Annotated in this window: 20 protein-coding genes and 1 tRNA gene; 13 read left to right on the forward strand and 8 right to left on the reverse strand. The window is 64.4% G+C overall.

The window, feature by feature from the left end; all coding sequences use genetic code 11:
• The first annotated feature begins 78 nt into the window (after positions 1-78).
• The 3 genes from N2603_RS07000 (at position 79) to N2603_RS07010 (ending at position 2,438) form a co-directional block, all read left to right on the forward strand.
• Positions 79-990, forward strand: coding sequence for a transglutaminase family protein (locus N2603_RS07000; RefSeq protein ID WP_260388177.1), 912 nt, complete (start codon positions 79-81; stop codon positions 988-990).
• Complete coding sequence (locus tag N2603_RS07005) at positions 991-1,821, forward strand: transglutaminase-like domain-containing protein (RefSeq protein WP_018643783.1); 831 nt, start codon at positions 991-993, stop codon at positions 1,819-1,821. It abuts the gene before it with no gap.
• Positions 1,822-2,039: 218 nt separating this feature from the next.
• Positions 2,040-2,438: a gamma-glutamylcyclotransferase family protein gene (locus tag N2603_RS07010; protein WP_260388178.1), complete on the forward strand. Its 399-nt coding sequence runs from the start codon at positions 2,040-2,042 to the stop codon at positions 2,436-2,438.
• A 58-nt stretch (positions 2,439-2,496) separates the two neighbouring features.
• Here the strand turns inward: N2603_RS07010 and N2603_RS07015 are convergent, their stop codons facing one another.
• Entirely contained in the window at positions 2,497-3,060 is a 564-nt protein-coding gene (locus tag N2603_RS07015; protein WP_260388179.1) for a chlorite dismutase family protein, read from the reverse strand.
• A gap of 312 nt (positions 3,061-3,372) precedes the next feature.
• Between N2603_RS07015 and dnaG the strand changes: the two genes are divergently transcribed.
• Entirely contained in the window at positions 3,373-5,397 is a 2,025-nt protein-coding gene (gene dnaG, locus N2603_RS07020; RefSeq protein WP_260388180.1) for a DNA primase, read from the forward strand.
• 375 nt (positions 5,398-5,772) lie between these two features.
• Positions 5,773-7,929 (forward strand): RNA polymerase sigma factor RpoD, encoded by a 2,157-nt coding sequence (gene rpoD / locus N2603_RS07025; RefSeq protein WP_260388181.1) that lies wholly within the window; start codon positions 5,773-5,775, stop codon positions 7,927-7,929.
• Between the two features lie 110 nt (positions 7,930-8,039).
• Here the strand turns inward: rpoD and N2603_RS07030 are convergent, their stop codons facing one another.
• From N2603_RS07030 to N2603_RS07040, 3 genes are all read right to left on the reverse strand, one after another.
• Positions 8,040-8,276: a hypothetical protein gene (locus tag N2603_RS07030; RefSeq protein WP_018643778.1), complete on the reverse strand. Its 237-nt coding sequence runs from the start codon at positions 8,274-8,276 to the stop codon at positions 8,040-8,042.
• A 518-nt stretch (positions 8,277-8,794) separates the two neighbouring features.
• Positions 8,795-9,139 carry a hypothetical protein gene (locus tag N2603_RS07035; protein WP_260388182.1) on the reverse strand — a complete coding sequence of 115 codons (345 nt, stop codon included), beginning with the start codon at positions 9,137-9,139 and terminating at the stop codon, positions 8,795-8,797.
• A gap of 269 nt (positions 9,140-9,408) precedes the next feature.
• Positions 9,409-10,344 carry an OmpA family protein gene (locus tag N2603_RS07040; RefSeq protein WP_425249000.1) on the reverse strand — a complete coding sequence of 312 codons (936 nt, stop codon included), beginning with the start codon at positions 10,342-10,344 and terminating at the stop codon, positions 9,409-9,411.
• 152 nt (positions 10,345-10,496) lie between these two features.
• On the opposite strand from N2603_RS07040, the gene N2603_RS07045 reads away from it, so the two are divergent.
• On the forward strand, positions 10,497-11,303 hold the full coding sequence (locus tag N2603_RS07045) for a lytic murein transglycosylase (RefSeq protein ID WP_260388184.1): 807 nt from the start codon (positions 10,497-10,499) through the stop codon (positions 11,301-11,303).
• A gap of 206 nt (positions 11,304-11,509) precedes the next feature.
• On the opposite strand, the gene N2603_RS07050 is transcribed toward N2603_RS07045, so the two are convergent.
• A complete protein-coding gene (locus N2603_RS07050) occupies positions 11,510-12,343 on the reverse strand; it encodes an SDR family NAD(P)-dependent oxidoreductase (protein WP_260388185.1) in 834 nt (277 codons plus the stop codon).
• A gap of 120 nt (positions 12,344-12,463) precedes the next feature.
• Between N2603_RS07050 and N2603_RS07055 the strand changes: the two genes are divergently transcribed.
• From N2603_RS07055 to N2603_RS07070, 4 genes are all read left to right on the forward strand, one after another.
• The gene (locus tag N2603_RS07055; protein WP_018643773.1) at positions 12,464-12,838 is read left to right on the forward strand and encodes a response regulator; all 375 of its coding nucleotides are present in this window, start codon (positions 12,464-12,466) and stop codon (positions 12,836-12,838) included.
• A 56-nt stretch (positions 12,839-12,894) separates the two neighbouring features.
• Positions 12,895-13,506: a LysE family translocator gene (locus N2603_RS07060; protein ID WP_260388186.1), complete on the forward strand. Its 612-nt coding sequence runs from the start codon at positions 12,895-12,897 to the stop codon at positions 13,504-13,506.
• A gap of 765 nt (positions 13,507-14,271) precedes the next feature.
• Complete coding sequence (locus N2603_RS07065; protein WP_260424159.1) at positions 14,272-15,483, forward strand: GGDEF domain-containing protein; 1,212 nt, start codon at positions 14,272-14,274, stop codon at positions 15,481-15,483.
• Positions 15,484-15,517: 34 nt separating this feature from the next.
• On the forward strand, positions 15,518-16,144 hold the full coding sequence (locus N2603_RS07070) for a peptidoglycan recognition protein family protein (protein WP_260388187.1): 627 nt from the start codon (positions 15,518-15,520) through the stop codon (positions 16,142-16,144).
• A gap of 109 nt (positions 16,145-16,253) precedes the next feature.
• Here the strand turns inward: N2603_RS07070 and N2603_RS07075 are convergent, their stop codons facing one another.
• From N2603_RS07075 to N2603_RS07085, 3 genes are all read right to left on the reverse strand, one after another.
• Complete coding sequence (locus tag N2603_RS07075) at positions 16,254-16,595, reverse strand: hypothetical protein (protein ID WP_018643769.1); 342 nt, start codon at positions 16,593-16,595, stop codon at positions 16,254-16,256.
• Between the two features lie 186 nt (positions 16,596-16,781).
• Positions 16,782-17,681, reverse strand: a complete 900-nt coding sequence (gene rpoH / locus N2603_RS07080) for an RNA polymerase sigma factor RpoH (protein WP_018643767.1) — start codon at positions 17,679-17,681, stop codon at positions 16,782-16,784.
• Positions 17,682-17,898: 217 nt separating this feature from the next.
• Positions 17,899-18,921 carry an RluA family pseudouridine synthase gene (locus N2603_RS07085; protein WP_260388188.1) on the reverse strand — a complete coding sequence of 341 codons (1,023 nt, stop codon included), beginning with the start codon at positions 18,919-18,921 and terminating at the stop codon, positions 17,899-17,901.
• On the opposite strand from N2603_RS07085, the gene N2603_RS07090 reads away from it, so the two are divergent.
• From N2603_RS07090 to N2603_RS07100, 3 genes are all read left to right on the forward strand, one after another.
• The gene (locus tag N2603_RS07090; RefSeq protein ID WP_260388189.1) at positions 18,920-19,261 is read left to right on the forward strand and encodes a hypothetical protein; all 342 of its coding nucleotides are present in this window, start codon (positions 18,920-18,922) and stop codon (positions 19,259-19,261) included. The two genes, N2603_RS07085 and N2603_RS07090, sit on opposite strands and share 2 nt — an antisense overlap.
• A gap of 217 nt (positions 19,262-19,478) precedes the next feature.
• Positions 19,479-19,553 (forward strand) — tRNA-Glu (locus N2603_RS07095).
• Positions 19,554-19,672: 119 nt separating this feature from the next.
• Positions 19,673-21,490, forward strand: a complete 1,818-nt coding sequence (locus tag N2603_RS07100) for a DEAD/DEAH box helicase (protein WP_260388190.1) — start codon at positions 19,673-19,675, stop codon at positions 21,488-21,490.
• Positions 21,491-21,531: the final 41 nt, after the last annotated feature.

Raw genomic sequence — 21,531 nt, forward strand, 5'->3', positions numbered from 1 at the left:
GGAAAATGCAGTCACCCCGAAAATTGGGCAGGAATCGGTATAGATTGGCCCGCCCAAAATCACCATGATTGCCGGACGATGCCGCTGCTGACGATTCATCACAAGACCGAATATCGCTACAACCGCCCCGTGGCGTTCGGCGAACACCGCATCATGCTGCGTCCGCGCGACGGGCATGATCTGCGCGTGCTCGACTCCAGGCTCGAGATCTCGCCCGAGCCGATGTCGCTGCGCTGGATCCACGACGTGTTCGGCAACTCGGTCGCGATCGCCAGTTTCGACGAGCGCGCGGATCATCTGACCTTCGACTGGCACGTCACGGTCGAGCACAATCCGGTCGACGAGTTCGCGCTGACCGCGGACGATGCCGCCTATTTCTATCCGTTCGTCTATGACGACGAGGAGTTTGCCGATCTCGTCCAGTACATCACGCCGCAATATGCCGATCCCGACGGCGAGATCGGAGAATGGGCGCGCGGCTTCCTCGACGAGGAGGCGCCGACGCCGACCTTCAAGATCCTGAGCGGCATGACGCACGCCATCCGCAAGCGGTTCAAATACCGCAAGCGTCACGAGCCCGGCACGCAGCATCCGCTTCATACCTTGCAGTCGGGCACTGGAACCTGCCGGGACTATGCGCTGTTCATGATCGAGGCGCTTCGCCAGCTCGGCATCGCCGCGCGTTTCGTCTCGGGCTACATCTTCGTGCCCGAGGACATCGCGCAGCGCCATGTCGGCGGTGGCTCGACCCATGCCTGGGTGCAGGCCTATTTGCCGAGCGCGGGCTGGATCGAGTTCGATCCGACCAACGGCATCGTCGGGACCCGCGACCTCATCCGCGTCGCGGTCGCCCGCGATCCGCGTCAGGCGATCCCGCTGCACGGCGTCTATATCGGCTCCGAGGACGCCTTCGACGAGATGGAAGTGAACATCAAGGTGGTCTCGGACGACCAGGACAGCGACGCAGAGATGGAGACAGAGGTTTCGTAGATGGAGATCAGGGTCGGCTTCGAGATCACCTACGCGGCGGTGCAGCCGACGCCGATGGTGATCATGCTGAACATCCACCCCTCGCGGCAGGCCGACATCATCGGCCGGGAGACGGTGGTTGCCGAGCCCGACGTTCCGATCCGCTTCTATCACGATGGTTTCGGCAATGTGTGCGGCCGCCTCATGGCGCCGGCCGGCGGCGTGACGCTGAAGGGCAGCGCGCTGGTGCGCGACAGCGGCCTGCCCGACGAGGTGATGCCGGATGCGCGGCAGATCCCGATCGAGCAATTGCCGAACGAAGTGCTGCTCTATCTGATGCCGAGCCGCTATTGCGAGACCGACAAGCTCACGGACATCGCCTGGTCGCTGTTCGCTAAGACGGAGCCCGGTTGGAATCGAGTCGCGGCGATCACCGCATTCGTGCATCAGCATGTCATCTTCGGCTATGAGCACGCCCATCACATGAAGTCGGCGCACGACGTCTACGAGCAGAAGACCGGCGTCTGCCGCGACTTCGCCCATCTTGCCGTCGCGCTCTGCCGCTGCATGGGCATCCCCGCGCGCTACTGCACCGGCTACATGGGCGACATCGGCATCCCGGCCGAACCGTTCCCGATGGATTTTTCCGGCTGGTTTCAGGCCTGGCTCTCAGGCCAATGGTTCACCTTCGACGCCCGCCACAACACCCCCCGCATCGGCCGCATCCTGATGGCGACGGGCCGCGACGCCGCCGACGTCGCGCTCTCAACTAGCTTTGGCCGGATGGAATTGAAGAAATTCGTGGTGGTGAGCGAGGAGGTGGGCGGCGCCGACGTGGTGAAGGCGGGGTGAGGGGATTGGGCACGTTGCTCCCTTACGTCGTCCCGGCGAAGGCCGGGACCCATACCGCGTGATCTTTCGGTGACATGTGGTGTCAGTACCCCAGGAAGACATCTTCACTCCCAGTCCTCGTCAAACTGCTCCCTGTGGCTATGGGTCCCGGCCTTCGCCGGGACGACACCGAGGACGCGGCGCTGTCGTTCCGCATCAATCGCAGCTATAGACCCCCCATGACCTCCAACCGTCTCTTCGTCTACGGCACCCTGATGCGCGGCTTCGACCATCCGATGGCGCGGCTGCTTGCGCAGCACGCGGATTTTGTCGGCGAAGCAACCTGCCGCGGCCGGCTGTTCCTCATCAAGCACTATCCGGGATTGCTGCTATCGGACGCCGCATCCGACCTCGTGCACGGCGAGCTCTTCCAGCTGCGCGTGCCCAACGAGCTGCTGGGTGAGCTCGATATGTATGAAGCCTGCGGCGAAGGTTTTCCGGAGCCGACCGAATATCTGCGCGAGCTGATCGACGTGACGCTGCCGGACGGCACATCTGAGAAGGCCTGGACCTACATCTACAACTGGCCCGTCGCTGATCTGCCCCGCATCGCGTCGGGCCGTTTTCTCGACCACTAGTTTGCTTTCTGAGCGTGATCTTGTCGGAAAACCGCTGCGCACTTTTCCGGATCACGCTCTACGCCGACAGCACTTCCTTCACCACGCGCACGTCGACCTCGCGCTCGACATAGCTCCATTCCTCGGTCTGCCTCAGCATCGCCACCAACTCCTCGAACAACGAGGCATCCGCGGGGGCGAATTCGAACCAGGTCAGGAAATCGAAGGGCTCGCCGAGGTCGCGGCAGTGATAGAGCTGGCGCGCGATGGCGGGCAGGAAACGAAGACTGCTGGCGATATGGTGCGACTTGTCCTCGAAGATCTTGCGACGCTCCTCCTGCGTCAGATCCCACCAGGCCTGCGACTTGCGGATCGGGATCAGCGCCGCGCTGGTGGCCTCAGGGCGGCCAAGCGCGGCCTGCACGGCCACGAGCTGCTCCTTCTCGGGCCGCTCAGTGTAGCGCAAAGTGCTTGCGACGCCGACCAGCCGCCAGGCATTGCGCGAGGGCACCAGCGGCAACGACACCGCGTCGCTGTCGGTCACCGACAGCGCCGGCATGAAGGGCAGGGGCTCGCCCGTCACCGATGAAATCGAGGTGACGCGCCAGCCCCCGCTGTGGCCGCCTCGAAAGGTCCTGAACATGGGGATATGGAAGCGTGGAACCGGGCGGGGTTCAAGCGTTTCCGTCGTTGCCGTCACTCGTCCCGTGATCCTGAGGCGCTCCCATGCGGCGCGCCGCGCCGCATGGGAGCCTCGAAGGATGAATCGGCCCGGATGCAGCCGGGCCGTCGCCCTTCGAGGGCCGCTGAAGAAGCGGCCACCTCAGGGTGACGGTGAGAGGGCCTGTGAATAGGTCGAATAACCCGGATAACCCGCCTAAAGCTGACTTTTAGGCAAGCCACGCCTATATCCCTGATCCTTCGCCCGACTCAAACGGTCCGCTAAACTCACCCCATGCGCTTCACGCCCCAGTTCCTCGACGAGCTTCGTGCCCGGCTTTCGGTCTCCGAAGTCGTGGGCAAGCGCGTCAAGCTGAAGAAGGCAGGAAGGGAGTGGAAGGGGCTGTCGCCGTTCCAGCAGGAGAAGACGCCGTCCTTCTACGTCAACGACCAGAAGGGTTTTTACCACGACTTCTCCTCCGGCAAGCACGGCGACATCATCAATTTCGTGATGGAGACCGACGGCCTGCCGTTCGCCGAGGCCGTGGAGCGGCTCGCGAACATGGCGGGCCTGCCGCTGCCGGCGGTGACGCCCAACGCGGCGCGCGAGGAGCAGCGGCGGCGCTCGCTGCATGACGTCATGGATCTCGCTGCAAAATATTTTGCGGAAACGCTGGCCTCGCGCGTCGGGGCGAAAGCGCGGGGCTATCTCGCCGACCGCGCCATCTCGCCGGCGACGCAATTGCAGTTCCGCCTCGGCTACGCCTCGCCCGATCGCTTCGCGCTGAAGGAGCATCTCGGCAAGCTCGGAATCTCCGTCGACGACATGGTCGAGACCGGGCTGCTCGTGGCCGGCAACGACATTCCCGTTCCTTACGACCGCTTCCGCGATCGCGTGATGTTTCCGATCACGGATTTGCGCGGCCGCGTCATCGCCTTCGGCGGGCGCGCGCTGGAGAAGGACGTTCCGGCAAAATACCTGAATTCGCCGGAGACGCCGCTCTTCCACAAGGGCGACAATCTCTACAACCACCAGACCGCGCGCAAAGCGACCCATGACGGCGCATCGCTGATCGTGGTCGAAGGCTATGTCGACGTCATCGCCATGGTCACCGCGGGCTTTGCAGGCAGCGTTGCCCCGCTCGGCACTGCGCTGACCGAAAGCCAGCTCGCGCTGCTCTGGAAGATGGCGGACGAGCCGATCCTCTGCTTCGACGGCGACCGCGCCGGGCAGAAGGCGGCGTATCGTGCCGCCGATCTCGCGCTGCCTTTCCTTGCTCCCGGCAAGAGTCTTCGTTTTGCGCTGCTGCCGGAAGGGCAGGACCCCGACGATCTCGTGCGCTCCGGTGGCCGCGGCGCGATCGAGGAGGTGATCGCGGCGGCGCGTCCGCTCGCCGACATGATCTGGTCGCGCGAGCTCGAAGGCGGCAACTTTGCCACGCCCGAGCGCCGCGCTGCGCTGGAGGCGCGCATCAAGGAGCTCACGAACGGTATCCGCGACGAGGTGGTGCGGCGCTATTATCGCGATGACTTCGTCGAGCGGCTGCAGCGCACGTTTGCGCCCGACGGCGGGCGCGGCGGCTTTGGCGGCCGCGGCAATTTCCGCCCTGGTCAGGGCGGCCGGTCATTCCAGCCGCGAGGCGGGGGCGGTGCGAATCGATTCGGAGGCCAGGGATTTGGCGGAGGATTTGGCGGCGGCCGCCGCGGCCCGCCGGGGCCGACCCTGCTGCCCTCCGGCCCCTACCAGGCGGCGAGCCCCCAGCTCGCGGCCAGCCCGATCATGCGTGGACAGCGGAGCGCCATCTCCCGCCGAGAGGCCCTGATCCTGCAATGCCTGATCAATCACCCCTGGCTGCTGCACGACCATCTCGAGGAGGTGGCCGCCCTGGAGATCGCCCATCCCGAGGCCCACAAGCTCCGGGCCGCCATTATCAGCGCCTTCGTCAACGACCATTACCACTCGCCGGACCCGGAGGAGCAGGCCGAGAAGATGCGCGGCGACCTCGCGAAGGGTGGGTTTTCTCAAGTTCTTCAAAGGGTTGAGGGTGCCATCACCACCGCGGCGGTGTGGGGTGCCCGCGAGGGGGCGGCTCGGGATGACGTTCTTGCGACCTGGCATCAGCTGGTTGCCTTGCATCGGCAATGGCATTCACTACTTAGAGAGCTGAAGGACGCCGAGCTGGCCTTGGGGGAGGACCCCAGCGAGGCCAATTTGGCATGGCTGCGTGACGTCAAGGCCCGGATGGCCGAAGTCGACGGTACCGAGGCCCTGATCGAGGGTTTTGGCGAACTGTCGGGTCGGTTCCAGAAGAGCGTGTGATGAAAGAATCATGCGGACGGCCGGGGCCGGAACCGCTAAAAGACTCGCCAAATCCAAGGTTTGGCGGCAAAAACAGGGTTAATCGAGGCTTAACGGTCTTGTAGCACTTTGGCCCAGAGGCGGCCGCAGGCAGAACAGACGCGTCAGGAATGAATCCGCGCAATAGCTGTTGGCACTACACCTGCATCCGCTGCGACAAAGAGGCTCACGAAGCGTTAGGCAATTCCGGCGAGAGAGAGTTGGGGGTGGCGAGAGACATGTGCGCCGCCCTTTCCGTGTCGAGAGCTGCCGAAGCGAGAGCGTCGAGCAACAGGTTCAAGTGAATTCACGCGGGCGCGGCGAACGTCTCGCATGAAGCGCGTTTAGGAGCAATGGATGGCCACCAAGGCAAAGACGCTGCAGGCGAAGGACAAGGAAAAAGACGACAAGGCAGCGGATGCTCCCGAGAAGGATTCCCAGGACGCGCCGTCTCCCTTGCTCGATCTGTCCGATGCGGCAGTGAAGAAGATGATCAAGCAGGCCAAGAAGCGCGGCTTCGTGACCTTCGATCAGCTCAATGAAGTCTTGCCGTCCGACCAGACCTCGCCCGAACAGATCGAGGACATCATGTCGATGCTCTCGGACATGGGCATCAACGTCACCGAAGCCGACGACAGCGAAGGCGAGGAGGACAAGGACGAGGGCGGCGAGGACGAGACCGACAACGAGCTCGTCGAGGTCACCCAGAAGGCCGTCACCGAGGTCAAGAAGAGCGAGCCGGGCGAGCGCACCGACGATCCCGTGCGCATGTATCTGCGCGAGATGGGCACGGTCGAGCTGCTCTCCCGCGAAGGCGAAATCGCGATCGCCAAGCGCATCGAGGCCGGCCGCGAGGCGATGATCGCAGGGCTGTGCGAAAGCCCGCTGACCTTCCAGGCCATCATCATCTGGCGCGACGAGCTCAACGAAGGAAAAATCTTCCTTCGCGACATCATCGATCTCGAAGCGACCTATGCCGGTCCGGACGCGAAGGGCGGCATGAACACCGCGATGATCGGCGGCCCCGCCGGCGAGGGCGGCGAAGCCTCGGCCGAGGGCGGCGAGGCCGCAGCCGCGACCGGTGCTGCGCCCGCGCATGTCGCCCCGCCCGCAGCTCCGCCGTCGCCGACCCCGTTCCGCGCCGCGCCCCCCGCCGGTAACGGCGAAGCCGAGAAGGATCCGGGCGAGGCCGCCGCCGAAGCCGACATGGACGAGGACGACGAGTTCGAGAACCAGATGTCGCTCGCGGCGATCGAGGCCGAGCTCAAGCCCAAGGTCGTCGAGATCTTCGACAAGATCGCCGAGAGCTACAAGAAGCTGCGCAAGCTCCAGGAGCAGGACATCCAGAACCAGCTCGAGAGCACCTCGCACGGGCCCTCGCTGTCGCCGCACCAGGAGCGCAAGTACCGCAAGCTCAAGGACGAGATCATCGTCGAGGTGAAGTCGCTGCGCCTCAACCAGGCGCGTATCGACTCGCTCGTCGAGCAGCTCTACGACATCAACAAGCGCCTCGTCTCGCACGAGGGCCGCCTGATGCGCCTTGCCGACAGCCACGGCGTCGCGCGCGAAGACTTCTTGCGCAACTACACCGGCTCGGAGCTCGATCCGCGCTGGCTCAACCGCGTCTCGAAGCTCTCTGCAAAAGGCTGGAAGAACTTCGTCCATCACGAGAAGGACCGCATCAAGGACCTTCGCCATGAGGTGCATCAGCTCGCGGCCCTGACCGGCCTCGAGATCGTCGAGTTCCGCAAGATCGTGCACTCCGTGCAGAAGGGCGAGCGCGAGGCCCGTCAGGCCAAGAAGGAGATGGTGGAAGCCAACCTCCGTCTCGTGATCTCGATCGCCAAGAAGTACACCAACCGCGGCCTGCAGTTCCTCGACCTGATCCAGGAAGGCAACATCGGCCTGATGAAGGCCGTTGATAAGTTCGAATACCGCCGCGGCTACAAGTTCTCGACCTACGCCACGTGGTGGATCCGGCAGGCGATCACCCGCTCGATCGCCGACCAGGCGCGCACCATCCGCATCCCCGTGCACATGATCGAGACGATCAACAAGATCGTGCGCACGAGCCGCCAGATGCTCAACGAGATCGGCCGCGAGCCCACTCCCGAGGAGTTGGCCGAAAAGCTCGGCATGCCGCTGGAGAAGGTCCGCAAGGTTCTCAAGATCGCCAAGGAGCCGTTGTCGCTGGAGACGCCGGTCGGTGACGAAGAGGATTCACATCTCGGCGATTTCATCGAGGACAAGAACGCGATCCTGCCGATCGACGCCGCGATCCAGTCGAACCTGCGCGAGACCACCACGCGCGTGCTAGCCTCGCTCACCCCGCGCGAAGAACGCGTCCTGCGCATGCGCTTCGGCATCGGCATGAACACCGACCACACGCTGGAAGAAGTCGGCCAGCAGTTCTCGGTGACGCGCGAGCGCATCCGCCAGATCGAAGCCAAGGCGCTGCGTAAGCTGAAGCATCCGTCGCGGAGCCGGAAGCTGCGGTCGTTCCTCGACAACTAATTCGGATCGTCGTGCCCGGGCTCGACGCGGGCATCCATCCAGACGAAAACGGCGGGCCAAGGCCCGCCGTTTTTGTTTGTGCTGACGCTCCGCGTGTCGCGCTGGAAATCCTATTTCTTCTTCGCGCCGACACGATCGAGACTCTTGATCTCCAGCGCCGGCCGTCCCGACTTCTCCGCGATCTCGCGGTCCTGCTCCATGATGAAGCTGCGGGCGGGTTCGTCGCCGTCGAGGCCGCCGAGCAGCTCGGCGGGCACGCGGCGGTTGGATCGCTGGGAGCCGTCTTCATAGACGACGTTGAAGAAGGCGAATTCGCCTTTGGGGTTGGTTCCGGGTTTCTTGGCCATGGCGGCTTGTCGTCGATCAGGACGCCGCAGTCAAATGGCTTTCGCGATTGTCAGCATGCAGCCGTGGTCTTGCGGAGGGCTCCGCGCCGTCGATCGGCGACATCTGCTTGCAGGAGGGAAGCGCCATGCGCTTTTCGAAGGTCCGGTGCGAACCCTCAATAAACGGCGGGCCGCAAAGCCCGCCGTCTATTTTTGGTCTTCAGCGTCGCCCGGGGCTGGCAGGGCAACAACCTAAAATAGAAGATTATAGATTGCGTCATGCCGTGGCAAGCCAAATCGTCGGAGCGTTGGTGTCGCAGCGAGCGCAGCAGATATGCGGTGATCGTAAAGTTAAGTTCCGATGCACGTCGAAGCAATTGTTTGGATCATCAAAGCGCTTTGTTCATATTGACCGTTCTCGCAATGCAGCGGGCGTTGCACGCCTTGTAGAGAATTGCGCCCCGCTGCACGTCTTCCCGTCTGCTGCAGACATGGGGTTCCCTTGGGCGCAGCCGAGTTCCATCGCGGTGCGGGTATTTTCAAGGTGTGCGCGGGCGCTGCGCCACTTCCTGAACGGCGAGCCGCGATCTGTCCCCGCCGCTGTGCCCATCATCATCCTCTTTGCGTCCCTGCGCCATGATCGCGCTGCCCATTGCGGCGGAACCGAAGGTGATGAGGAAGGAGGCGAGCAGCAGAACAAGCGCGATGCCGGGCATGCGGTCGGCGAAGATCAGCTCGCGCAGATGCCCGGGGTTGAGCCAGAGCAGCCCGCCGACGAGCAGCACTGCTGCGCAGGCACCGATCGCGAGGTTGATGGCGAGCAGGCGGAACAGCGGGATGCGGAGGAGGCGGGGGCGGGGTGACGGAGGGCTGTCGCTGGGCATGGTTGGTGGCTTCGCGCTCGCCTTGGCTGCGTCAACCGACGGCGCAGCGCAAGCATCCACATTATAGAGGTCATCCTCTCATCCGTCATTCCGGGGCGCGACGAAGTCGCGAACCCGGAATCCATTCATCCACCAGCTCTGCTGCTCAATGGATTCCGGGTTCGCGCTACGCGCGCCCCGGAATGACGAGAGGAGAGGGCGTAGGCTCCCCCTCGCATGTTGCCCGCCTAGCGATGTTGATGCGCATCAAATTCGCGAGTGCATCCCCATCACGGCGCCACCAGCTCCACCCGCCGGTTCAGCGCGCGGCCGGCATCCGTTGCATTCGAGCCGACCGGTGCCAGCAATCCGACGCCGGCGGTGCGCAGCCGTCCTTGCGCGATGCGAAAGCTCTTCACCAGCTCGGCGGCAACCGCCTCGGCGCGGCGCTTGGAGAGGTCGAGATTGTATTCATAGGCGCCCTGGCTGTCGGTGTGGCCGACGATGAAGACGCTGAGCTGCGGCTGGCTGGTCAAGAGCTTTGCGATCTGCTCCAGCGTCGGGCGGCTTTCCGGTTTCAGCACCGCCTTGTCGGTGTCGAAATAGATGCCGTAGAGCGCGATGTGGCCGGTCTCACCAAGACCCTTCGCCATCGCGGCGGCATCGACCATCTTGTTCGCGATCGCGCCCAACTCGGCGACGGTGACCTGCGCGTAGATCTCCTGGTTGTTCTGGCTGACGAGGACGCTGGCATAGGTCTCGCGCCCGCCCTCGTTCTTGCGGCCGGCAAAATAGCGGTAGTTGAAGCCGTCGATCCACATCTGCGGGATCGGCAGCGTGTCGACGCTCTCGGTAAAGGGAATGGCGCCGCAGGCTTCGGTGTCGCACGCGAGCAGAGTCTCGAACCCGGCCTTTGCGAGCTGCGTCTCGAAATTGCGTGACACTTCCAGGATCGAGGGGCCGGGATTGGTGCGATAGGCGATGCGGACGATGCGGCCTTCGAGCCGGCGGGCATCGGTGGGCTGGCCGTCCTTGAAGGGAGCCGCCTGCATCCGCGCCGCGTCAAAATCCTTCACCACATAGCCGGTGATGACACTGCCGATGAACCGGCCGATGCCGGGATAGTCGCGCCCGCCCGCCACATCGCGGGTTTGCGCGGCGGCGGTGGTGACGGCGTGGAACGAGACCAAGGCGAGGACAGCGAGCATCCGGTACGGAATGGGCATGGTCATCTCGATTCGTTGGGGACGGGGTGAGCGCTCCCTTTAGTCGCACCCGGCGCATGGTTGGTTCTGGCGAGGTTTTGCCGCTTTGACGCGAATCCTGTTCCCGGGCATGATCCGCGTTCCCTACGCCTATTTTCAGAGGATTTCCCCGCATGTTGAGATCGCTTCTCGCCACCGCCGTCGTCCTTTCGCTGGCCGGCGGCTCGGCGCAGGCCGCGCGCTGCGGTGGCGACTTCAACAGCTTCATCGCCACCATGGCCTCGGAAGCGCAAGGCGCCGGCGTCTCGGGAAACGTGACCAGCGCGGCGTTCAGCGGCATCACCCAGGACGGCGCCGTGCTCGCCTTCGACCGGCGCCAGCGCTACACCTTCAACAAGAGCTTTGAGCAGTATGTGTCGACCCGCGTCGGTCCGGGGCGCATCAATGGCGGCAGGGCGCTGCTGCAGCGTCACGCCGCGCTGCTCTCGCGCATCGAGCAGCAGTTCGGCGTGCCCCGCTACATCCTGGTCGCGATCTGGGGACTGGAGAGCGATTTCGGCAAGGGCGACATCGGCAAGCTGCCGGTGATCCGCACGCTGGCAACCCTCGCGCATGACTGCCGCCGCACCGACCTGTTCCAGGGCGAGCTGCTTGCCGCGCTCAAGATCGTGCAGCGCGGCGACCTGCCGCTGCGCGACCTCATCGGCGCCTGTGCCGGCGAGATCGGCCAGACCCAGTTCCTGCCGTCGTCCTACATCAAGTACGGCGTCGATTTCGACGGCGACGGCCATGTCGATCTCCGCCACAGCGTCCCCGATGTGCTCGCCTCGACCGCGAACCTCTTGCACACGAGCGGCTTCAAGATGGGCCAGCCCTACGGCGAAGGCACCGCGAATTTCGAGGCGATGCGCGAGTGGAACAGGGCAGTGGTCTACCGCAAGACGATCGGGTATTTCGCGGACCGGCTGGCGGGGCAGTGAAGGGGGCGCGATATCCCCTCAGCGTCGTCCCGGCGAAGGCCGGGACCCATACCGCGGAATCTATCGATTGTGGACGTCAGCAGTACCGAATGACCAGTCATCGCCAAACTGAATTCGGTGGTTATGGGTCCCGGCCTTCGCCGGGACGACGGCGGAGATTATAGCGGCGCTGTCGCTTCACTCCCTCACCCATAACACCATCACACTCACTTCGCCCCCTTCGCCATCTTCTCCAGTCTGCGCTGCAGCGGCGCCCAGTACGTTCCCGGGCGTAAGCGCTGCAGCAGGTCCATGAACCTTGCGTCGTTGCCGATCAGGATGCGGGGCTCGTTCCGCTCGATGCCCTTGATGATGCGCAGCGCAGCGTCCTTCGGCGTGGTCTTCGCCGCGGTCTCGAACCGCTCGATCATCTGCGAGCGGCGCGCATTGTCGGTGACGCCGACCCCGGTACGGGAATTGCGCGCGATCGCGGTGGCGATGCCGCCGGGATGCACCACCGAGACCTTCACCGGGCTGCCCGCCACCGCAAGCTCGTGGCGCACGCTCTCGGAGAAGCCGCGCACCGCGAACTTCGCCGCGGCATAGGCCGATTGTCCCGGCGGCGCGATGATGCCGAAGATCGAGGAGATGTTGACGACATGCGCCTCGGGCAGCGTCTTCAGATGCGGCAGGAAGGCGCGCGTGCCGTGCACCACGCCCCAGAAATTGATGTCGAACAGCCACGCCATCTGCACCTGGTCGATCTCCTCGAACGTCCCCAGCAGCGCGACGCCGGCATTGTTGACGACGATGCCGAGCGATGGATGCGCTGCCGTCGCCTCGCTGGCGAAGCGCGCGATGTCGCTCGCCTCGCCGACATCGACGCGATGCACGCTGACCTTGCGGCTCGTGCCGAGCTCGGCGGCGAGCGATCTCAGCCCGGCCTCGTCGCGGTCGGCAAGTGCGAGGTCGCAGCCGCGCTGGGCGAACTCGATGGCCAGCGCGCGGCCGATGCCGCTCGCGGCTCCCGTAATGGCGGCGGCGCCGCGAATCGCAGTCATGATCTCCCCCGTCAAGTCCCCGATGATGGAACCACGATTTACATTTTTTTGAAATGAAACCGAACCGTAGCCGCTCCGGGCTTTTAACATACGTTACCGACGCAAGCATTGGAGCCGTCGATGGGACAAGCAAAGCCATTTCGCGCGACAGCGCTCATCGTTGAAGACGACATCATGCAGCGGGAAATGTTGTGCCTCCTGCTGGAAGAGAGCGGCTACGACGTCATCCAGTGCGAGAGCGCCGAGGCGGCCGAGCGCGTGCTGGAGAAGAACGCCGGCGCGCTCTGCCTGATGATGACGGACGTGCAGCTTGCGGGGCGCATGAACGGGGTCGAGCTTGCGCATGTCGCCAAGGACCGCAATCCCCGGCTCGACGTCGTCGTCACCTCTGGCCGTCCCTTGAGGCAGCCCTTGCCCGATGGCGCGAAATTCTGGGCCAAGCCCTGGGCGCCGCTCGACGTGCTGCGCGAGGCCGAGATCGCGCAACTGTCCTGACGGCCGATCGCATGGGCCGACTTTCCTGCCGCGAGGCGGGGTGATAGCCTTGGCCCATGTCCTGGTCCTTCCTGCTCACCTCGCTCATCGTCGTCGCCTCGCCCGGCACCGGCGTGCTCTACACGCTGGCGGCGGCACTGACGCGCGGCTCGCGCGCCAGCCTCGCTGCCGCCTTCGGCTGCACGCTCGGGATCGTGCCGCACATGTGTGCTGCCATGCTCGGGCTTGCCGCCGTGCTCCATACCAGCGCGCTCGCCTTCGCCGCGCTGAAATGGGGTGGCGTGCTCTATCTTCTCTACATGTCCTGGCAGGCGCTGCGCGAAACCGGGACGCTGGCGGTGGAGAGCGAGATCAAGGAGAGGTCGAGCGGCCGGGTCGTCGTCACCGGCTTTCTGATCAACATTCTCAATCCAAAACTGTCGATCTTCTTCCTCGCCTTCCTGCCGCAGTTCGTCGCGGCGGACGAGGCCCATGTGCTGGCGCGGATGCTCGAGTTGAGCGGTGCCTTCATGGCGATGACCTTTGTGGTGTTTGCCATTTATGGCCTGTGCGCGGCCTCGGTGCGCGAGCGCGTCATCTCCCGCCCCGCCGTGATGGCCTGGCTGCGCCGCAGCTTTGCGGCGGGCTTTGCCGCACTCGGCGCCAAGCTGGCGTTTGCGGAGCGGTAACTTGCTTCTGCCCGTCTGCCTTCTTCACCTCTCCCCGCTTGCGGGGAGAGGTCGCATCCCATCGCAGATGGGATGCGGGGAGGGGGTACAGGTCCATCGACAATCGCGCGCGTGGAGAGAAACCCCTCAGCCCACCCTCTCCCCGCGAAGGGCGGGGAGAGGGAGTGAGAGAGCGGAGCTCGTCGCAAAGTAACCCATAAAAAAGCGGGCCTTGCGCCCGCCACCTTCGAACCAATCTGTCCCGACGCCCGGGCGGAGCGAGCTCCACCCGGGCAAAGAAAAAGAAGCCTCGTTACTTCTTCTTCGCCTTCTTGGCCTTTTTCGCCTTCTTCTTCGCCGCCTTCTTCGCTTTCTTAGCCATAGTATCCTCTTAGGGTTTAATGGTGGAACGCGACACGAGGGATGCTCGGCGGAGGGCCAGCCTCGCAATATCCTCGACCATAAACTCAGCAGATTCGCAGGGCTCTGCCCTGTGCTGTCACATCCGTGTCATCGCGTTATCCACAGCTCAGATGCATTTTCGGGTGATTTTTGCCCGCGAATCCGCATCGAACGCGTCGCGCGGGACGGCGGCGACATGCCTAACGATCCGACAACGCGGCCGCGCCGTTCATGAATCCAAAACCAAAGGCGCGCTTTGAAGGATCGCAGTGAGACTCCGTTAAGTGCAACCCGCGCATTGTTCCCCGCAAGAAGACGGGGATGGGTCATGGACGGACGGCTGCCAGGAATGGGGGACGCGACGCTGTGCGCGCTGCGCTCGCCATGCTGAACGTACCGACACTCTGGACGGTCTTCGTCGTCAACTTCCTCGCGCTCGGCCTGATCTGGGCCTACGTGACGCGCTCCTATCCGAAATTCGCCGCCGCGCGGTTCTGGATGGCATCGTCCTTCGTCGGCGCGGCCGGGGCGATGACGGCCCTGATCCGTCTGTTCGTCACATCCCCTGTGCCGCTCCTGCTTGGCGCTGCCGGCGTCATGGCGGCGAGCTGCTTCGCGGCCATGGGCATTCAGCGCTTCTATGACCGGCCGGTCTCCTGGCGCATCATGATCGCAGCGCAATGCCTGAGCCTTGCCGGCGTCGTGTTCTTCATGATCGGCTTCGAGCACATGCAACTGCGCATGCTCAGCTACACGATGGGGCAGGGATTGCCGCTGGTGCTGGCGCTGCATCTGCTGCTGCTGCCGCCGGAGGGCCGCGTCAGCCCGGGCGCGCGGCTGTCCGGCATCGTCATTCTCAGCATCATCGGGCTATTGCTGGTGCGTACGGTGGGCAATCTGCTCGGCTATGATTTCTCGGCCGTCGCGGCCGGTCAGAACCATGCCGTCATGGTGCTGGGGCTGCTGTTCCTGTCGATGACGCTCAACTTCGGCTTCCTGCTGATGGCGATGGACCGGCTGCGGGGCGAGGTCGCCGACCTCGCGCTGCTCGACGATCTCACCGGCGTCGCCAACCGGCGCCATCTGCTGCAGCGCCTGTCCGAGGAATGCGCCCGTTCGGAGCGCAGCGGCGAGCCGTTCTCGCTGCTGGTGATCGACCTCGACGGCTTCAAGACCATCAACGACACCCACGGCCATGCCGCGGGCGACGAATGCCTGCGGCACTTCACCCTGATGGCGCAGACGCGGTTGCGGCCCGGCGACATGCTCGCCCGCACCGGCGGCGACGAGTTTTGCATCGTGCTGCCATCGTCGTCCCTGCGCGAGGCGGCCGCGATCGCCCGCCGCGTGCTCGAGGTCTGCCGTCAGGATGCCGCCGCATGCACGGCCAAGGAGATCCCGATCGCGATCTCGATCGGCGTCGCCGAGTGGGACCGCGGCATCGGCCAATTCCCGGATCGCCTCATCGCGCATGCCGACCACGCCCTCTATGCCGCCAAGAAGAACGGCAAGAACGATTTTGCGGTCTACGATCCGGCCCCGCCGCTCGCGCCGGAGCCGATCAGCCCGGCCGAGGGCAAGCGCACATTCGCGTAAAGCCTGCTACGATCTGGTCCGTCATTGGACCCGCATGATGATGTCTCGCCTGCTCGCGGCCATTCTCGCCGCACTCTTCCTGACCGCACCTGCCGCCGCAACCGACGCCGAGCTCGCGAAGATCGCGCGCGCCGCCGGCACGCCCGACATTCCCGGCCTGAAGATGGTCTGGCTCGCGCCCTGGGGCGATGTCCGCAGCGCCCATTCGTGGCGCAACATCATCGTGCACCAGACCGAGGGGCCGGCGGGCTCGGCCCGCGGCGGCGCCGCGGAGCAATCGAGGAATCCGACGCGCCGCGGCGTCACGGTGTGGGTCGAGACCGACGGCACGGTCTATTGGGCGGTCGCCGAGACCCTGGTGCCGACCCATGGCGACGGCGCCAACCGCAACGACAACAAGTATATCGATAACAGGCCGACCTATCGCCAGGTCGTGCGCGACAATTCGATCGGCGTCGAGTTCGCCGGCAACTATCCGGATGTCACGACGGGACCGACCGAGGCGCAGGTCGCGGCATGGAAGATCCTCGTGAAGGTGCTGCGCGCGCGCTACGACATCCCGCTCGACCACGTCTATGCGCACAACTGGATCGACTACAAGGACGCGCGCTATTGCGAAGGCTGCTGGCTCGCGACGCTGGCGAGGATTTGGGGGGAGTAGGCCCCCGTCATTCCGGGGCGCGCCTCTTGGCGCGAACCCGGAATCCATTCGTCCACCAACTCTGCGACCCGATGGATTCCGGGCTCGCGCTACGCGCGCCCCGGAATGACTACACCGGTTGCGCCATCCAGCCGAACAGTCGCCGGATCAAGCCCGGCCGCTGCGGCAATTCGGGCGGCCCGTCGGCGGCGAGCACGCGTTTGAAGAAGTAGTCCAGGAACACCATGTCGTTCGGCTCGGTGACGGTGAACGTCTCGTCGCCGAAGAACACGCTGTAACTGAAGAAGAACGGACCCATGAGCGGGATGGTCGCTGTGCCCGCATAATCCTTCGATATCACGAACTCGGACGGCTCCAGCCCGTGCTCGCGCATCGCCTGCTCGACCAGCGGCAGCTTGCGCATGAACTGGGCTTCGAAGCCGCCGACGGTGGATTGCAGGATGATCGACACGGTGCGTGTCCGTTCTCTGGATGTGGCCCGACAAGAGTTTGTCGGGCGACCCGTCACAGGCGTTCAAGGTGCCCCGCGGGCATCGCCGCGAAACATGCCGCAGCTCACACCCAAACAAAAAAGCCGGCGTTGCCGCCGGCTTTTCGTCTCTTTCGATCCGCCAATCTCTTGTCGCGCAAGCCCCGCTTAGTGCGCGGCTTCCAGCGCGGCCTGTTCCTGCCTTGCGATCGTGCCCTTGACCGCAGACTGCACCTTCTCGAAGGCGCGGACCTCGATCTGGCGGACGCGCTCGCGCGAGACGCCGAACTCGGCGGCAAGGTCTTCCAGCGTCATCGGCTCATCGGCGAGGCGACGGGCCTCGAAGATGCGGCGTTCGCGCGGGTTGAGCACGCCCATGGCGCCGTTCAGCGCGTCACGGCGGTGATCGTACTCCTCGTGCTCCGCCATCAGGGCTTCCTGGTTGGGCGTGTTGTCGACCAGCCAGTCCTGCCATTCGCCGGCTTCGCCGTCGTCACGGATCGGGGCGTTGAGCGACGCGTCGCCACCGAGGCGGCGGTTCATGTCGATCACGTCCTGGTCCGTCACGCCGAGGCGCTTGGCAATGGTCGCGACCTGGTCGGGGCGGAGATCGCCCTCGTCCAGCGCGTTGATCTTGCTCTTCGCCTTGCGCAGGTTGAAGAACAGCTTCTTCTGGTTCGCGGTGGTGCCCATCTTCACGAGCGACCAGGAACGCAGGATGTACTCTTGAATCGACGCCTTGATCCACCACATGGCGTAGGTGGCGAGACGGAACCCCTTCTCGGGTTCGAAACGCTTCACCGCCTGCATGAGGCCGACATTGCCTTCCGAGACGACCTCGGAGATCGGCAGGCCGTAGCCGCGATAGCCCATGGCGATCTTGGCCACGAGGCGGAGATGGCTGGTGACGAGTTGGTGCGCCGCGTCGCGATCGTCATGCTCGCGCCAACGCTTGGCGAGCATGTATTCCTGCTGGGGCTCCAGCATCGGGAACTTGCGGATCTCGGCGAGGTAGCGAGAAAGGCCGGATTCTCCATTGAGGACCGGCAAAGCAGCGGTACGGGCCATAGTGCGCCCTCCAAAGGTTCAGGCCCCCGATAGCGGCGGGCCAGGCAGACGACCGCTGTGTCAAAGCCGGCCGGGCTGCGATGTTCCGCGCTGGTCATTTCCAACGCAGGCGCAATATACCCCAAGGGGGGTCGAAAAGGGAAGGATTGCTGACGTCACGTCCCCGTGTGGCAGCTATAACTTTTTGTAATGTAACGCCTTTCTTAAACGGCCTGCGTCATAGCGCCGCTTTGAGAGTGCTCTCCAGGAGAAGCAAATCCTCCGGCAGAGGCGCCTCCCAGTGGAGTAATTCTCCCGTCCTCGGGTGCTCCAATACCAGCAGATAAGCATGCAAGGCCTGCCGCCCGAGCGCGGTCAAGGCGCCCTGCGATTCCGGCCCGAGGTGGTTCGCCTTGGTCTTGAAATGCGGGCCATAGACGGCGTCCCCCATCAGGGGGTGGCCGATATGGGCGAGGTGGACGCGGATCTGGTGGGTGCGCCCGGTCTCGAGCTCGCAGGACAGCAGGGCGGCGATCGGCTTGCCGTCGCGCCCGGCAAAACTCTCCAGGATTTCCCAATGGGTGACCGCCTCGCGGCCGCCCTGGCGCACCGCCATCTTCTCGCGGGCGTGCGGGTGGCGGTCGATCGGCGCATCAACTGTGCCGCGATGCCGGTTCGGCACGCCCCAGGCAAAGGCCATGTAGCCGCGCCGCATCTCGCCGGTGCGGCCGTGGTCGGCGAACTGCGCCGACAGCGAGGCATGGGCGAGGTCGTTCTTGGCGACCACCATCAGCCCTGTGGTGTCCTTGTCCAGCCGGTGCACGATGCCGGGCCGGCGCACCCCGCCGATGCCCGACAGTGAGGCGCCGCAATGGGCGATGAGCGCGTTGACCAGCGTGCCGGTCTCGTGGCCGGCCGCGGGGTGGACGACCAGGCCCTTGGGCTTGTTGATGACGATGATGTCGTCGTCCTCGAATACGATATCGAGGGCGATATCCTCGCCTTTCGGCTCGGCGGGCGCCGCCTCCGGCACGTCGATTATGATCGTATCGCCGGATGCGACGTGATAAGCGGGGTCGCGGATGGCGGAAGCCTTCAGGCTCACCGCGCCCGCCAGGATCAGGGCTTTCAGCCGCGATCGCGACAGGTCGGTGAGGTGCGCCGCCAGCACGCGGTCGAGCCGGGGCGACCCCTCGTCGCCGGCGACGACAACCTCCAACCTCTGCGCAGAGCCAAGACTTTTAGGGCCAAGACTTTCCATGACGACCGAAACCGCTATTCCCGAACCGACCCCCGAGCAGGCCGCGCTGTTCGCGCGGGTGCGGCGGATGATGCTGATCGCGGGGTTGACCACGGCGCTGGCGATCTGCGCCGTGCTGATCGCGGTGGGCTACCGCCTTTTCAAGTCGGAGGGAAGGGCGGTCGAAGCCGCCGGCGACGTCACCGCCACCCTGCCCAAGGGCGCCAGGATCGTCGCGACCGGGGTCGCCGGCGACCGCCTGGTGATCACGCTCGATATCGGCGGGGTCACCGAGATCCGCACTTTTGATGCGCACACCTTGAGGCCGGCCGGAAAGCTCAAATTTGCCAATGAGCCTTAGGGGGCCCGGACCCCTCCATCGTCGTCCTGGCGAAAGCCAGGACCCATAACCACCGAGTCCGGTTGCGCGGACGAGATCGGCACTCCGATGTGCCTTAACCACGAACATTCGGGTAATGGGTCCTGGCTTTCGCCAGGACGACGCTGCGGGGGAGGTTTGAAAACCCCCGATCGAGGCTTGCCGCCGGCAAAATTCGCGGCTATGTCCTGTCCCTCACGCTCCCTTCGTCTAGCGGTTAGGACGCGGCCCTCTCAAGGCTGAAACAGGGGTTCGATTCCCCTAGGGAGCGCCAGACAAATCCTAAGCCATTGAAAACCTGCACACTCTAGGCAACCATGTGAGCCTGGAGAGACCGCCATGCTACGCAAGTAGCCTCACAAGGTGGTCCGCAATGGCGCTCGCGGTCGTAACATGGCCATCCTGATCCCCAGTCTCGGCTTCGCACGCTTCGACAGTCGTGGGGAGCTACGACTGGCGGAACGACTCAAGGACTTCCTCGAAGAGAACGCTGTCGTTTGGCACAATCTCCCTGTCGGCCCTCTCAACCGGCATCCGGATTTTATCATTGTTCACCCCGCGAACGGCCTGCTCGTGCTCGAGGTGAAAGACTGGCGCCTGGAGACGATTGTTTCGGCGGACAAGACCAAGGTCGAGTTGCTGACCAGTCGTGGTGTTGTACGGGAGAGCAATCCCCTCGAGCAGGCTCGCAGGTACACGTTCGAGGTCGTGCGCACGCTGGAGCGCGACGGGCAATTGTTGTTTCCGCCCGGCCATCGCTTCGTGGGCCGGTCCATTGTTCCGTTCGGCTTCGGGGCCGTATTCACGAATATCACGCGCAAGCAGTTCGATCAGACTAATCTCAAGGAGGTGCTGGCCGAGCATCTGTGTCTTTTCAAGGATGAAATGACGGAGACCGTGGATCCCGAAGAATTCCGGACCAGATTGTGGCGCATGGTTCATCCGCGTCCCGAACAGCCGCTGTCCATGCCGCAGTTCGACCGCCTGCGGGCGCTGCTATTTCCGGAAATCCGCATACGGCAGATTGCCCTGCCTCTGGACGACGCGCCTCGGGCCGATCCTTCGGACCGGACGCTTGCAGTCATGGACCTGCATCAGGAGCAGTTCGCGCGCAGTCTGGGAGAGGGGCATCGAATTATTCGAGGCGTCGCCGGATCGGGCAAGACCCTGATCCTTGCCTTTCGAGCCGAGTATCTGGCACGTGCGGCGGCAAAGCCGGTGCTCATCCTGTGTTACGCCAATGGCATCGCCGGGCGACTTGAGGATGCCATGCAGAGCAGAGGCGTGGAGAACCGTGTTCAGGTCCGCACCTTTCATTCCTGGTGTTACCGGATGCTGCGGACCTACGGGGTTCCAGCCCCATCCGAGCGAGATTATCCGGACTACGCCAAGCGGCTGGCTGCGAGCGTTTCAGAGGTCATGAAGGCGGTAGATCAAGGCCATATCCCAACGGAGCAGTACGACGCTGTCCTGATCGACGAGGCACACGACTTCGAGCCGCAATGGCTCGCGCTCGCGGCCAGGATGGTGAACCCGCGCACGAAGGCGCTGATGGTCGTCTACGACGACATCCAGGCCATCTACAAAGGGCGCGAACGCCCGGTATGGAGCCAACTCGGAATTGAGGCCAAGGGCAGAACGAGCGTATTGAAAGTCAACTACCGCAACACCGCGCAAATCGTTGCCTTCGCGAAACGCTTCGCTGCAGACGTCATTGGCGCCCCGGGCATCACGGCCGACGATGAGCACGCCATCCTGTTGCCCGAAGATGCGGGCCGGAAGGGAGTGGAGCCGGCCGTACGGCGGTGCGTGAGCATCGACGCAGAGGCTCACTGCGTCGCCGAGTGGTTTCTCGATAGGAAAAAGGCCGGGTACGAGTGGTCGCAGATGGCGTGTCTCTACCCCGAGCACTGGATCGGCGGGCGGGTCGAGCAGATACTCGCCAGGCATGATGTGCCGATCGATATGGCCAAGGACAATCGCAACAGAGTTTCGGTCAAGCGGGTGGCCGTGCGGTTCTTGAGCATGCACACCGCGAAGGGGCTGGAGTTTCCCTGCGTCGCCATTGCCGGCTTGGGCTTGCTCGGTCGCCACGGCGAGACCGTCGAGGAGTGTGTCCGGCTGACCTATGTTGGGATTACTCGAGCGACTCACGAGGCGCTCCTGACGTACTCGAGTGAGTCGGAATTGGTGCAGCGTTTGATCGCGTAGGCCGGCCGCGCGGGCGCTCTCTCACGCCGTATGAGCGCATG

The organism is Bradyrhizobium huanghuaihaiense (assembly GCF_025200885.1).
Classification (GTDB): Bacteria; Pseudomonadota; Alphaproteobacteria; order Rhizobiales; family Xanthobacteraceae; genus Bradyrhizobium; species Bradyrhizobium huanghuaihaiense.